A 13570-nucleotide genomic window follows, 5' to 3' on the forward strand; every position below is an offset into this window, starting at 1 on the left:
CGGCCCGACGGGAGCATAATGCGAGATGCCCATGCCGGTCTGCCGGCATGGGCATCGTCGTTTTTTTTCCCCACTTCCACTGGAGACGCCGCCGTGAGCCGCAGCAGTTTCGATCGCGCAGGGCTAGCCCTGATGTTCAGCACCATCCTCGTGTGGGCGGGCAGCTGGATCGCGATGAAGCTGATCGTGCCCTACATCGGCCCCTTCGATTTCGTGGCGCTGCGCTACGTGACCGGCGCGCTGGTGCTGTTCGCGCTGGCGGCCGCGACCCGGCGGCCGCTGGCCCTGCCGCCCTGGAAGCTGACCCTGCTGATCGGCCTGACCCAGACCGCGGGTTTCCAGGGCTTCGTGCAGACGGCGCTGGTGTCGGGCGGCGTCGGCAAGGTGTCATTGATGGCCTACACCATGCCGTTCTGGGTGGTGCTGTTCGCCTGGGGCCTGCTGGGCGAGCGGCCGACGGCGCGCCATGGCATCGGCATCGGCCTGGCCGCGATCGGCCTGGTGCTGTTCATCGAACCCTGGCATGGCGTGGGCGAAATGCGGCCGGTGCTGCTGGGGCTGGGCAGCGGTCTGTGCTGGGGCGTGGGCACGGTGCTGTCCAAGCGCATGTTCGAGCGCCACGCGCCCGACGTGATGACGTTCACCGCCTGGCAGATGCTGTTCGGCGGGCTGGTGATGACGCCGGTGGCCTGGCTGGTGCCGCAGATCGCGCCGCAATGGGGCTGGCAGCTGTGGACCGGCATGACCTACATCGTGCTGATCGCCACCGCCGCCGGCTGGCTGCTGTGGCTGCAGGTGGTGCGGCGCGTGCCGGCCTCCATCGCGGGCCTGTCGAGCCTGGGCGTGCCGGTGGTGGCGATGCTGATGGCCTGGGCGGTGCTGTCCGAACGTCCGTCGCCGGTCGAGCTGGGCGGCATGGCCCTGATCCTCGCCGGCATTTTTGTCGTGAGCCGCGCGGCGCCCACCGCGCGCGCGGGCTGACCGGCCCGTTTACCGGATTCCGTTTTCCTTCAAGGAAGCTTCATGATCGATTTGCGCAGTGATACCGTCACCCGGCCGTCCCCGGCCATGTTGCAGGCCATGGTCAGCGCGCCGCTGGGCGATGACGTGATGGGCGACGACCCCACCGTCATCCAGCTGCAGCAGGCGGTTGCCGAGCGCGCGGGCAAGGCCGCGGGCCTGTTCTTCCCGTCTGGCACGCAGAGCAATCTGGCCGGCTTGATGGCCCATTGCGAACGCGGTGACGAGTACCTGGTGGGCCAGCAGGCCCACACCTATAAATACGAGGGCGGCGGCGCCGCGGTGCTGGCCAGCATCCAGCCCCAGCCCATCGAACAAGCCGAGGATGGCTCGCTGCCGCTGGACAAGCTGGCGGCGGCGCTCAAGCCCGAAGGCGACCCGCACTTCGCCCGCACCCGTTTGCTGGCGCTGGAGAACACCTTCCACGGCAAACTGATTCCGGCGGATTACGTGCGCGCGGCGACTGACTGGGCCCGCGGCCATGGCCTGGCCACGCACCTGGACGGCGCGCGCGTGTTCAACGCCGCCGTCGCCAGCGGCAAGCCGCTGGCCGAGATGTGCGCGCCGTTCGATTCGGTGTCGATCTGCTTTTCCAAGGGCCTGGGCGCGCCGGTCGGTTCCGTGCTGGTGGGCAGCGCCGAGCTGATCGCCCGCGCGCGCCGCTGGCGCAAGGTGCTGGGCGGCGGCCTGCGCCAGTCGGGCGTGCTGGCCGCGGCCTGCCTGTACGCGCTGGAACATAACGTCGAGCGCCTGGCGGAAGATCATGCCAACGCGCGCCTGCTGGCCGACGGCCTGCGCGGCATCGTCGGCGTGCGGGTCCTGAGCCAGGACACCAACATGGTGTTCGCGGAATTCGAGCCGGCGCGGTGCGAGGCCCTGACCGCCGCGCTGGCGGCCGACGGCATCCTGATGCGCGCGGTCTACGGCGGTCCGACGCGCCTGGTGACGCACCTGGACGTGTCGGCGGCCGACGTGCGCCGGGTGGTCGAGGCCGTGGCGCGCCACCTGGGTTGACCGGCAGCGGGGCCGCGGGTCCGCAAGGGGCCGCCCATGCCGCCCTGACCCCGCAGCGCCGCGTCAGTCGCCGGCGCGCAGCACCTGCGCCAGCACGGCGAACAGTTCGTCGATCTGCGCGGGTTCGATGATGAGCGGGGGCGACAGCAGCATGGTGTCGCCCGCCGAACGGATCAGGCAGCCGCGTTCCAGGCAGGCCTGGTGCACGGCATAGCCGCGCTGCCCCGGCTTGCCCGCCAGCGGCGCCAGTTCGATCGCGGCCAGCAGGCCGATGTTGCGGATGTCCACCACGTGCGGCAGGCCCTTCAGGCCGTGGGCCGCGTCTTCCCAATAGCGCCACAGGTCGCGGCTGCGCTGGAACAGGCCGTCGCGGCGGCAGATGTCCAGCATCGCCAGCCCGGCCGCGCAGGCCACCGGGTGGCCCGAGTAGGTGTAGCCGTGCGCCAGTTCGATGGCGCTGTCCGGACCCTGCATGAAGGCATCGTAGACGTGCTGGCGCACCAGCGTCGCGCCCATCGGGATGGCGCCGTTGGTCAGCCCCTTGGCGCTGGTGATGAGATCGGGCGTGACGCCGAAATGCGCCGAGGCGAAGGCGCCGTCGATGCGGCCGAAGGCGCAGATCACTTCGTCGAAGATCAGCAGGATGCCGTGCGCATCGCAGATCTGCCGCAGCTTCTGCAGGTAGCCGCGCGGCGGCACCAGCAGGCCGGTCGAGCCGGCCACCGGTTCGACGATGACGGCGGCGATGGTGGAGGCGTCGTGCAGCGCGACGATGCGTTCGAGCACGTCGGCCAGGTGCGCGCCCCAGTCGGGTTGGCCGCGGGTGTAGGCCATCTGCTCGCGGTCATAGGTATGCGGCAGGTGGTCGACATAGGGCAGCAGGTTGCCGAACGGCTTGCGGTGGCCGCCGATGCCCGAGACCGACAGGCCGCCGAACCCCACGCCGTGATACGAACGCTCGCGGCCGATCAGGCGCACGCGCTGGCCCTCGCCGCGCGCGCGGTGATAACCCAATGCGATCTTGAGGGCGGTATCGACGGCCTCGGATCCGGAGTTGGAGAAAAATACATTGGAAAACCCGGCGGGCGCCTCCTCACACAGCTTTTCGGCCAGCTCGAACGCCAGCGGATGGCTCATCTGGAACGACGGCGCGTAGTCCAGCTCGTAGGCGGTGCGCGCGATGGCCTCGACGATTTCGGGCCGGCGATGGCCGGCGTTGACGCACCACAGGCCGGCGATGCCATCGAGCACGCGGCGGCCGTCCGGGCGGATGTAGTGCATGCCCTCGGCCGCGCTGAACAGCACCGGGTCGCGCTTGTAGCGCCGGTTGGCGGTGAACGGCATCCAGAAGGCGTCGGCGTTGATCGGTGTGGCGGGGGCGGGCGAGGTCATGGGGGGTCTGTCGGAGGAGTTGGGGTCTGCTTATTTTGTATTAATAATAAGAAAAATACAATTTGGAGCGAGATCGGTCCAGGTCGATCAGCGCGTGAAAGCGACTCCGGCCCGCGGGAACGGCAGGAAAAGGCGGGGAAAGGCGCCGCGCGACAGCGGCGCGGGTCAGGATTGCTGCTGCGAGGTCTTTAGGTGGCGGCGCATGAGCTGTGAGGCCCATTCCTGGTCGCCGGCTTCGAGGGCCTCGATGATCCGCAGGTGCTCGTTGCTGGAATTGACGAAGCGGGCATCGCGGTAGAACGCGGCGTGCTCCTCCAGGCGGCGCAACTGGTTCTGCTGCTGCACCGCCTGCAGGATGTAGCGGTTGCCGGAGAAGCGCGCCAGCATTTCGTGGAACGAGGCGTTCAGGCTGAAGAACTCGGTGGCGGAGATGTCGGCGTCGTCGCGCTGGATCAGCGCTTCATGCGCGGCGCGCATGCGCGCCAGGGCGTCGCGGTCGAGCTTGAAGGAAGGTTCCAGCAGGCCGGCGCACTCGATCGTCATGCGGAACCGGTAGCTCTCGTTGAGCGCCTCGCGGTTCTCCAGCGACGGCGCGAACTGCCAGCCGTGGCCCTTGCGCTTCTCGATCAGGCCGTCGGCCGACAGTTGCAGCAGGGTCTTGGCCAGCACGCTGCGCGGCGCGGGATAGCGTTGCAGCAGTTCGCGCTCGGTGAACTGGTCGGGCAGCGCGCGCGTGGCGCGGTCGTCGATCAGGCGCCGATAGAGTTCGTTCTGGGTCGGCCCGGCGCCGGCGATGGCGGGCGTGGCCAGCGCGGCGTTCTCGGCCACGGTGTAGCCGCTGTTGGGCCGATGCGTGATCAGGCCTTGCGTCGCCAGCAGCCGCAGGGCGCCTCGCACCGGCGTGCGCGAGACCTCGTAGCCCGCGGCCAGCGCTTCCTCGGACAGGTGGGCGCCGGGGGCGTAGCGCCGGGCCACGATGTCCTGCGCGATCAGGCGCGCCAGATCGACTTGCAGCGGGGTGGGGCGGGCGTGAGCAGCGGTGGGCATGGATGGGCGCGAAAGCGGCGGTGGAGCAATGGTAACGGACAGCCGGGCCGCCGTAATCGGCCCAACTGTAACGCGGCGCGCCTGCCCGCAGTCGTCGCGAGGCCGGTCCGGGCGGGACCGGCGCCCGCTCAGCCGTGGCGCGCGCGGCTGTCTTGCGGCGCCTCGTCGCGCGCCTGCATGCCGTAGTCGCGCAGCACCTGGGCGACGCGCAGGCGGTAGTTGGCGAACACGCCCCCTCGTCCCGCCTCCTGGGCGCGGCGGTGCGAATCCAGCGTGCGCCAGCGCCGGACCGCGTCCTCGTCGCGCCAGAACGACAATGACAGCAGCTTGTCCGGCGTGCTCAGGCTCTGGAAGCGTTCGACGGAGATGAAGCCGTCGATGGTCTTGAGTTCGTCGATCAGCCCCGCGGCGATGTGCAGATAGGGCGCGGGGTTGCCGTCGGTGGGCTCGACTTCGAATATCACGGCGATCATGGGGTGGGCTCCTCGGTGAAATCAAATTGGGGAATGCGGGCGTTGGGCAGCGGGCGATAGCGCGGGCGCGCCGCCAGGGCGCGGCAGTCGACGCCGGCCCGCAGCAGGTGGACCAGCGCGCCCGCCGCGTGCCGCCGCGCCAGCTCCCGACCGGGGCAGGCGTGGCCCAGGGCGCCGAAGGTCCAGTGCGCGTCGGGTTGCGCCGTGGCCGCGGCGGCCAGCACTAGCAGCACCGTGGCGCCAGCCTCGAGGTGTTGGCCGTCGACGTCGATGGCCTCGGCCAGGAAGCGGCGGGTGTTGTGGATGGGCGGATCGTCGCGCAGCGTCGCGTCAACCAGCGCCAGCGCATCCGCGAAAGCCAGGTCCGTCGCGATGGCATGGCGGCCGGCTCGCAGCAGCGCGTTGCCGAGCAGCCCGGCGCCAGCGTCACAGGACTGGAACAGCAGCCCCGCCAGGTTGGCGGCCAGCAGCGCGGGATCCAGGCCCGCGTCGATGCCCTGGCGCCGCAATTCGCGCAGCGCCGGAGCGGCGTCGGGATCGTCCAGGTGAGTGCGCAACCGCGCGGCCAGCCGTTCGGCGGCCGCGTGCCCGGCCGCGATCCGGTCGCCTGGCGCGGCGGGCGGCAACGCCGCCAGGAGGTCGCCGATATCGCGCGCGCAGTCCGCCGCGAGGGTATCGGGCAGGCCGATGAAACAGGCCTGCGCCAGCACCGGCGCGGCGGACAGGAAGCGGTCGATGGCGGCCGCGTCGGGGCCGCGCTTCGTATCCTGCCCCGCATCCAGCCGCGGCCACGCGGGATCGCGCGCGTGTCGCGCCTGTTGCGCGAGGAAGTCGCTCAGCAAGGGTTTGAGCAGGGCTTGCGGCGGCCCGTCGTTCATCCGCAGGAAGCGGCCGAACAACTGGCCGGCCGGACCCGTCGCGATGCCTTGCGGCACCGGCTCGGCGATGGGGCGCACGCGGGCGGCGGGGTGGCGCATGAGCGCCAGGATCGCCTGCGGCCCGCTGGCGACCCACAGGCCCAGCCGCGTGTCGTGATACAGCGGACGCTCCCTGGCCAGCGCGGCGTAATAGGGATAGGGGTTAGCGTGCGTTACCGCCTGGAGCGGATCGAGCGGGAAGGGGATGGACATGGCGGTGAGGGGGCGGCGGGTCTGGGCCAGCCAGTATCGCCGCGTCACGCCGTCGACGATTCGACGGTGGTCGAACTATGCCGGCGAGGCCGCGTCCGCCAGCAGCGCGGCGTAGCCGGCGCGCGAGTCGGGCCATTGCAGCGTCAGTCCGCTGGCGCGCAGCCGGGCGTTGCTGAGCTTCTTGCTGCCGATGCCGGCAGGCGCGGGGCCTTCGGCCGGGGCCGGCGCGCCGATCAGGCGCGCCAGGTCCGCATACAGTTCATGCAGCGGCAGCGGGGTGTCGTCGCAGCCGATGTAGACCGGCTGCGCCTCGGGCAGCAACGCCACGTGCGCGATGGCGGCGGCGGCGTCGTCGATGTGGATGCGGTTGGCCCAGTGCGGCGGCTGGCTCGGCGCGCGCGCGTCGCCGGCGCGCAGCCGTTCGATCAGTTGCAGGCGGCCGGGGCCATACAGGCCGGCGAAACGCAGGGTGGTGTGGGGCAGCGCCTGCGCGGCCAGCAGCGCTTCGGCTTCCAGCAGGATGCGGCCATTGAAGCCTTGCGGCGCGGTGGGGGTGTCTTCGGTGACCCAGTCGCCATGATGCTCGCCATACACCGCGCTGGAGGAGACGAACACGATGCGTTCGACGCGGGACGTGTCGAGCGCGTCCAGCGCGTGTTTCAGGCCGTCGACGAAGACGCCGCGGTAGGCCGCGGGATCGCGCGCGCCGGCGGTGGCGACGTGGACGACACGGGTGACGCCGGCCGGCAGGGCGGGCAGGCCGTCGGGCCGGGTGATGTCGCCTTGCAGCCAGCGGATGCCGCTGGCGTCGCCGGCGGGCGGATGGCGGCGCAGCGCGTGGACCTCGTCGCCGCGCGCCAGGAAAAGGCGCGCGGCGCGCTGGCCGAGATCGCCGCAGCCGATGAAGAGCACCCGTTCAGCCATTGCCCGCGAGCCTGCTACATGCCGCTGTAGACCGGGCCCTCGCCGCCCTGCGGCGCCACCCAGACGATGTTCTGGGTCGGGTCCTTGATGTCGCAGGTCTTGCAGTGCACGCAGTTCTGCGCGTTGATCTGCAGGCGGTCCTCGCCGTGGTCGTCCTTGACGAACTCATACACCCCGGCCGGACAGTAGCGCGATTCCGGGCCGCCGTACTTGGCCAGGTTGACCTTCACCGGCACCGATGCATCCTTCAGCGTCAGGTGGATGGGTTCGTTCTCGTCGTGGTTGGTGTTGGAGATGAACACCGAGCTGAGCTTGTCGAAGGTCAGCTTGCCATCGGGCTTGGGATAGTCGATGCGGGCGCACTGCGAGGCCGGTTGCAGGCAGGCGTGGTCGGGCTTGCTGTGGCGCAGGGTCCAGGGCATCTTGCCCTTGAACACCAGCTGCTCGATGCCGGTCATCAGCGTGGCCACGGTGCGGCCCTTCTTGAACCACTGCTTGAAGTTGCGCGCCTTGTTCAGCTCGGCATGCAGCCACGAATTCTTGAAGGCTTCCGGGTAGGCGGCCAGTTCGTCCTGGCGGCGGTCGGCCACCAGCGCGTCGAACGCGGCCTCGGCGGCCAGCTTGCCGGACTTGATGGCGGCGTGGCTGCCCTTGATGCGCGAGGCGTTCAGGAAGCCGGCCTCACAGCCGACCAGCACGCCGCCCGGGAATGTCAGCTTGGGCAGAGACAGCAGGCCGCCGGCGGTGATGGCGCGGGCGCCGTAGGCGATGCGCTTGCCGCCTTCGAAAGTGCCGCGGATCGCGGGGTGGGTCTTGTAGCGCTGGAATTCATCGAACGGCGACAGCCACGGGTTGGCGTAGTCCAGCCCGACGATCATGCCGACGGCCACCAGGTTGTTGTCCAGGTGGTAGAGGAACGAACCGCCGTAGGTGTCCGAATCCAGCGGCCAGCCGGCGGTGTGGATCACCAGGCCGGGCTTGGACTGGGCCGGGTCGACTTCCCACATTTCCTTGATGCCGATGCCGTAGGCCTGCGGATCGCGGCCGTCGTCGAGCTTGTAGCGCTCGATCAGCTGGCGGCCGAGCTGGCCGCGCGCGCCTTCGGCGAACACCGTATAGCGCGCATGCAGTTCCATGCCGGGCTGGTAGTGGTCGGTGTGGCTGCCGTCGCGGGCCACGCCCATGTCGCCGGTGGCCACGCCGCGCACCGCGCCGTTCTCGTCGTACAGCACTTCGACCGCGGCAAAGCCCGGGAAGATCTCGACGCCCAGCGCCTCGGCCTGTTCGCCCAGCCACTTGACGACGTCGCCCAGGCGGACGATGTAGTTGCCTTCATTGTGGAAACAGGGCGGCAGCAGCCAGTTCGGCGTGGCGCGCGCGCCGTTTTCGGACAGGAACAGGAACTTGTCCTGCGTCACGGGCACGTTCAGCGGCGCGCCCTTTTCCTTCCAGTCGGGGATCAGCTCGGTCAGGGCCAGCGGGTCCATGACGGCGCCGGACAGGATGTGCGCGCCCAGCTCCGCGCCTTTTTCCAGGACGCAGACGCCGATTTCCTGGTTCTTCTCAGCGGCCAGTTGCTTCAGACGGATAGCGGTGGCCAAGCCGGCGGGACCCCCGCCAACCACGACCACGTCATATTCCATCGACTCGCGTTCAGACATTGCAAAGCTCCCCGTATGTATTCCATATATGGCTGGAAGTATTATCGGCGATTGTATTGCAGGCGGAGACCTTGCACGTCTTCGCATTTCCATCAGCTATCAGGAGCAATTGGTGAACCCGGACACTCTGTCTGCGCGGATTCTGACGGTGGGGGATACCCATCATGTGGATTTGCCTTTGCGTTGGGGCGATTCCGACGCCTTGAACCATCTCAATAACACGCTGTATTTCCGCCTCATGGAAGAGGCGCGGATGCAGATCCTCTACGACGCGGGCTTCGAACTGCCGGCCGACGACGGCGCCATCCTCGCGCACGCGTCCTGCGATTTCCTGCGACCGCTGACCTATCCGGCGACCGTGCGGGTCACGCACAAGGTCACGCGCATCGGCCGTTCGAGCGCCGAGTTCGAATTGTTGCTCGAGAAGGTGGGCGACGACGCCGGCCCTTACGCCCGCGGCCGCAACGTGCTGGTGTGGATGGATTACGTGGCCAATACGTCCGCCCCGTGGCCGCCCGAAGTGCTGGCGAAAATGGCCACGCAGTTCCAGCCGGCGGCCTAGGCGCGCCGGCGGCGGGCGGTCCGACTTCAATGCGGCGTTTGAAACGGCGCCCGCATTTGCCGGCCATGCCGTTAAAATCCAGGACAGAACCACAATACGAATGACAGGGCGCGCCACCCTCGGCGCCGCGAACCAGCAGGCATCGGGCCACGCCGCGATGCCGCCGGGCCGCGAAACCGGCAGCCGCGCCCCAAGTACAAACAGGGTCCATCCAGGATCGCCGGCCTCCTTCGCGGGGCATGCGGTCCGGCAGGGCGGGCGGATCCTCTTCAGTTCGACCTTAACTAGGAGTTGGAGCGATGGACAAGGTTTTTGCAAGCGCCCAGGAGGCGCTGGCAGGCATCGTCAAGGACGGCCAGATGATCGCCGTCGGCGGTTTCGGCCTTTGCGGCATTCCCGAGGCCCTGATCGCCGCGCTGCGCGATTCGGGCGTCAAGGATCTCACGTGCATCAGCAATAACGCGGGCGTCGACGGCTTCGGCCTGGGCCAGCTGCTGAACACGCGCCAGGTCCGCAAGATGATCGCCTCGTACGTGGGCGAGAACAAGGAATTCGAACGCCAGTACCTGTCGGGCGAACTCGAGCTCGAATTCACGCCGCAGGGCACGCTGGCCGAGAAGCTGCGCGCCGGCGGCGCCGGCATCCCGGCGTTCTTCACCCGCACCGGCGTGGGCACCATCGTCGCCGACGGCAAGGAAATCCGCGAATTCGACGGCCAGCAATACGTGATGGAGCGTTCGCTGGTGCCGGACGTGTCGCTGGTCAAGGCGCACATCGCCGACCGCAGCGGCAACCTGGTGTTCCGCAAGACGGCGCGCAACTTCAACCCGAACGTGGCCATGGCCGGCAAGTTCACGGTGGTCGAGGTCGAGCAGATCGTCGACACCGGCAGCCTGGACCCCGACCAGATCCACCTGCCCGGCATCTATGTGCACCGGATCGTGCTGAACGCCAATCCGGAAAAGCGCATCGAACAACGCACCACTCGCCCGGCCTAAGGAGAACACGACATGGCATGGTCCCGCGATGAAATGGCGGCGCGCGCCGCGCGCGAGCTGCAAGACGGTTTTTACGTGAACCTGGGTATCGGCCTGCCGACCCTGGTGGCCAACCACGTGCCCAAGGGCGTCGAAGTCTGGCTGCAATCCGAAAACGGCCTGTTGGGCATCGGCCCGTTCCCGACCGACGCCGAGGTCGACGCCGACCTGATCAACGCCGGCAAGCAGACGGTCACGACGCTGCCCGGCTCGTCGATCTTCTCGTCGGCCGACTCGTTCGCGATGATCCGCGGCGGCAAGATCAACCTGGCCATCCTGGGCGCGATGCAGGTGTCCGAAAAGGGCGACCTGGCCAACTGGATGATTCCGGGCAAGATGGTCAAGGGCATGGGCGGCGCGATGGACCTGGTGGCCGGTGTCGGCCGCGTGGTCGTGCTGATGGAACACGTGGCCAAGAAGAAGGACGGCACCGAGGACGTCAAGCTGCTGCCCGAATGCAACCTGCCGCTGACCGGCGTGGGCGTGGTCGACCTGATCATCACCGATCTGGGCGTGATGGAAGTCACCGACAACGGCCTGAAGCTGCTGGAAACGGCGCCGGGCGTGACGGTGGACGAGATCCAGTCCAAGACGGCCGCCAAGCTGGACGTGTCGGCGGTCAAGTAACCTCGATCGACGCTGGAACGAAAAACGCCCCTTTGCGGGGCGTTTTTCATGCCGTCGGCAAAACACAAAACGCCCCGCAAAGGGGCGTTTTCATTGGGGCGGCGGCAACGCGCCTGGGGCAGCGCTGCCCGCCGCCGTGGCGTTCAGGCCGCTTCGCGCAGCAGCATGCCGACGTGCGGGATGCCGTCCTCGATGTACTCCTCGGTCACCGGCACGAAGCCGTGGCCGCCGTAATAGCCGCGCAGCCGGGCCTGCGCGCCCAGGTAGACCGGCTGGCCCGGCCACAGCCGCGCCACTTCGTCCTTGGCGCGGCGCATCAGGTCGTGGCCCAGGCCCGTGCCGCGCGCCGCTGGCGCCGTGATGACGCGGCCGATGACTGCCTGGCCGTCGTTCAGCGCCGGTTCCAGCAGGCGGCAATAGGCCAGCAGCGCGCCGTTGTCCCAGGCCATCAGGTGTTCGGTCTGTCCCAGCAGGTCTTTGTCGTCCATGTCCAGGAAGACGCAGTTCTGTTCGACCACGAAGACTTCCGAGCGCAGGCGCAGGATGGCGTAGAGCTCGGCCAGGGTCAGTTCGGCGTGGGGTTTGCAGGTCCAGACGGGCATTCGAAGGTTCCGGAAAACGGGAAACGGGAAGGGGCATTTAGCGTACCTCAAACCGGCCCCGTTTCTTTTGAAGCACTGTTACATAAATTCACGGGTATACCCTTAGTATGAAAATGAATTTTCTTATCTAAAATTTATGTGTAAACAGATTTACACAAACCTCCGCTACGTCTCCCCCTTTTTTCGATGAACAAGGCCGCACTCACGATCGCTGATCGGATCGCCCGGGCCCAGCCCGCGCTGAGCCGCACGCAGCACAAGATGGCCGAATACGTCCTGGCGCACCAGTTCCGCGTGGCCACGATGACCATCGACGAATTCGCGACGGCGGCGGGGGTGTCGGTCGCGACCGCCAACCGCTTCGCGCGCGCCCTGGACCTGCCGGGCTATCCGCAGTTCCGCGCCGAGCTGGCGCGCGGCTTCGAGGCGGCGCTGGAGCCGGTCGAAAAGCTGCGCACCGAGCTGGCGCATTCGGCCAGCGCGGTGCAGATCTTCGCCGCGACCCTCGAAGAAGACATCCGCAACGCCCAGCGCAACCTGCAGACCCTGGATGCCGCCGCCTGTGAGCAGGCGGTCGACGCCATCCTGGCCGCCGACCGCGTGTTCATCATCGGCTTCGGCGCCAGCGGCTTCCTGGCCGGCATGCTGCAGCGCGGCCTGTGCATGCACCTGCATTCGGTCGAATCGCTGGCCGGCCCGGGCGGGGTGTCGCACGCGGCGCGCCAGATGTCGCGCATGACCAGCAAGGATCTGGTGATCGCGATCGGCTTTCCGCGCTACCTGGCCGACACCGTGACCCTGGCGGGCGCCGCCAAGCAGGCCGGCGTACCGGTGCTGGTGCTGACCGACAAGCCCACCTCGCCGCTGGCGCCGACCGCGTCGGTGGTGCTGTACGCCGTGTCCACGCGCCAGCTGATCCCCAATTCCGAAACCGCCGCGCTCGGCCTGATCGAGGCCTTGTCGGCGGCGGTGGCCTATCGGGCCAAGAATTCCGTCGCGGCCGCCGCTGGGGTGACCCAGTCCGTGATGCCGTGGCTCATCCATGGAGTAGGTAAACGATGATTCAACCCGTGATCGCGATTCACGGTGGCGCCGGCGCGATGTCCCGCGCGGCCATGTCGCCCGAGAAAGAGCAGGAATACCTGAGCGCGCTCGAATCCATCCTGACCGCCGGCCAGGCCGTGCTGGCCCGTGGCGGCAGCGCGCTGGACGCCGTCACCGAGGCCGTGCGCCTGCTGGAAGACTGCCCGCTGTTCAACGCCGGCCATGGCGCCGTGTTCACCAGCGCCGGCACCCATGAGCTGGACGCCGCCATCATGGACGGCGCCACGCTGCGTTCGGGCGCCATCGCCAACGTCAACTGCGTGCGCAACCCGGTGTTCGCCGCGCGCAAGGTCATGGAAACCAGCAAGCACGTGTTCTTCGTGGGCGAGGGCGCCGAAGCCTTCGCCAAGGACGCCGGCCTGGAACTGGTCGACCCGTCGTACTTCTCGACCGAAGCGCGCCGCGAGCAGCTGCTGCGCGTGCAGCGCGAAACGCCGGAAGCGGCGGTGCTGGACCACGACGGCCAGGCCATGGTCGCGCGCGGCCAGCCGGCGCCGGCCGATCCGCTGGATTCGGACAAGAAGTTCGGCACCGTGGGCGCCGTGGCCGTGGACGCGCAGGGCAACCTGGCCGCGGCCACCTCCACCGGCGGCATCACCAACAAGCAGGTCGGCCGCGTCGGCGACGCGCCGCTGATCGGCGCCGGCACCTACGCCAGCAACAAGACCTGCGCCGTGTCCACCACCGGCACCGGCGAGATGTTCATCCGCATGGTCGCCGCCTATGACGTGGCGGCCCAGATGGAATATTGCGGCGCCTCGCTGGAAACGGCGGCGGACCGCGTCGTGATGGAAAAACTGCCCACCATCGGCGGCAAGGGCGGCCTGGTGGCCGTCGACGCCCAGGGCAATGTGGCCTTGCCGTTCAACACGGAAGGCATGTACCGCGGTTACGCCCGCGTCGGCGAGAAGCCGGTCACCGCCATCTACCGCTGAGCGGCGGCGGGCTTCGTTTTTGTCAGTTTTGGGGATTACTAG

14 protein-coding genes are annotated in these 13570 nt (G+C 68.6%); 7 read left to right on the forward strand and 7 right to left on the reverse strand.

The window, feature by feature from the left end; all coding sequences use genetic code 11:
- Positions 1-93: 93 nt before the first annotated feature.
- On the forward strand, positions 94-981 hold the full coding sequence (locus tag AOZ53_RS03265) for a DMT family transporter (RefSeq protein WP_156333218.1): 888 nt from the start codon (positions 94-96) through the stop codon (positions 979-981).
- A 42-nt stretch (positions 982-1023) separates the two neighbouring features.
- Positions 1024-2034: a low-specificity L-threonine aldolase gene (ltaE, locus tag AOZ53_RS03270; RefSeq protein WP_054486832.1), complete on the forward strand. Its 1011-nt coding sequence runs from the start codon at positions 1024-1026 to the stop codon at positions 2032-2034.
- A gap of 63 nt (positions 2035-2097) precedes the next feature.
- Here the strand turns inward: ltaE and AOZ53_RS03275 are convergent, their stop codons facing one another.
- From AOZ53_RS03275 to AOZ53_RS03300, 6 genes are all read right to left on the reverse strand, one after another.
- Positions 2098-3426 (reverse strand): omega-aminotransferase AptA, encoded by a 1329-nt coding sequence (locus AOZ53_RS03275; RefSeq protein ID WP_054429565.1) that lies wholly within the window; start codon positions 3424-3426, stop codon positions 2098-2100.
- A gap of 165 nt (positions 3427-3591) precedes the next feature.
- A complete protein-coding gene (locus tag AOZ53_RS03280; RefSeq protein WP_054486833.1) occupies positions 3592-4473 on the reverse strand; it encodes a GntR family transcriptional regulator in 882 nt (293 codons plus the stop codon).
- A 128-nt stretch (positions 4474-4601) separates the two neighbouring features.
- A complete protein-coding gene (locus AOZ53_RS03285; protein ID WP_054429563.1) occupies positions 4602-4946 on the reverse strand; it encodes an antibiotic biosynthesis monooxygenase family protein in 345 nt (114 codons plus the stop codon).
- A complete protein-coding gene (locus AOZ53_RS03290) occupies positions 4943-6076 on the reverse strand; it encodes a cytochrome P450 family protein (RefSeq protein ID WP_054486924.1) in 1134 nt (377 codons plus the stop codon). The genes AOZ53_RS03285 and AOZ53_RS03290 overlap by 4 nt, the downstream gene beginning before the upstream one ends.
- A gap of 75 nt (positions 6077-6151) precedes the next feature.
- Positions 6152-7000, reverse strand: coding sequence for an NAD(P)H-binding protein (locus AOZ53_RS03295; protein ID WP_054429561.1), 849 nt, complete (start codon positions 6998-7000; stop codon positions 6152-6154).
- A gap of 14 nt (positions 7001-7014) precedes the next feature.
- Positions 7015-8661, reverse strand: coding sequence for an electron transfer flavoprotein-ubiquinone oxidoreductase (locus tag AOZ53_RS03300; protein ID WP_054429560.1), 1647 nt, complete (start codon positions 8659-8661; stop codon positions 7015-7017).
- A gap of 112 nt (positions 8662-8773) precedes the next feature.
- Between AOZ53_RS03300 and AOZ53_RS03305 the strand changes: the two genes are divergently transcribed.
- The 3 genes from AOZ53_RS03305 (at position 8774) to AOZ53_RS03315 (ending at position 10887) form a co-directional block, all read left to right on the forward strand.
- The gene (locus AOZ53_RS03305) at positions 8774-9223 is read left to right on the forward strand and encodes an acyl-CoA thioesterase (protein WP_035361297.1); all 450 of its coding nucleotides are present in this window, start codon (positions 8774-8776) and stop codon (positions 9221-9223) included.
- 299 nt (positions 9224-9522) lie between these two features.
- Positions 9523-10221 carry a CoA transferase subunit A gene (locus tag AOZ53_RS03310; protein WP_006393519.1) on the forward strand — a complete coding sequence of 233 codons (699 nt, stop codon included), beginning with the start codon at positions 9523-9525 and terminating at the stop codon, positions 10219-10221.
- A gap of 12 nt (positions 10222-10233) precedes the next feature.
- Positions 10234-10887: a CoA transferase subunit B gene (locus tag AOZ53_RS03315; protein ID WP_054429559.1), complete on the forward strand. Its 654-nt coding sequence runs from the start codon at positions 10234-10236 to the stop codon at positions 10885-10887.
- Positions 10888-11030: 143 nt separating this feature from the next.
- Here the strand turns inward: AOZ53_RS03315 and AOZ53_RS03320 are convergent, their stop codons facing one another.
- Positions 11031-11489 (reverse strand): GNAT family N-acetyltransferase, encoded by a 459-nt coding sequence (locus AOZ53_RS03320; protein WP_054479148.1) that lies wholly within the window; start codon positions 11487-11489, stop codon positions 11031-11033.
- Between the two features lie 186 nt (positions 11490-11675).
- On the opposite strand from AOZ53_RS03320, the gene AOZ53_RS03325 reads away from it, so the two are divergent.
- Positions 11676-12551: a MurR/RpiR family transcriptional regulator gene (locus AOZ53_RS03325; protein ID WP_054429557.1), complete on the forward strand. Its 876-nt coding sequence runs from the start codon at positions 11676-11678 to the stop codon at positions 12549-12551.
- Positions 12548-13528 (forward strand): isoaspartyl peptidase/L-asparaginase family protein, encoded by a 981-nt coding sequence (locus AOZ53_RS03330; RefSeq protein WP_054429556.1) that lies wholly within the window; start codon positions 12548-12550, stop codon positions 13526-13528. Before AOZ53_RS03325 ends, AOZ53_RS03330 begins: the two co-directional genes overlap by 4 nt.
- Positions 13529-13570: the final 42 nt, after the last annotated feature.

The organism is Achromobacter sp. 2789STDY5608621 (assembly GCF_001299375.1).
GTDB classification, from domain to species: Bacteria; Pseudomonadota; Gammaproteobacteria; order Burkholderiales; family Burkholderiaceae_B; genus Achromobacter; species Achromobacter insuavis.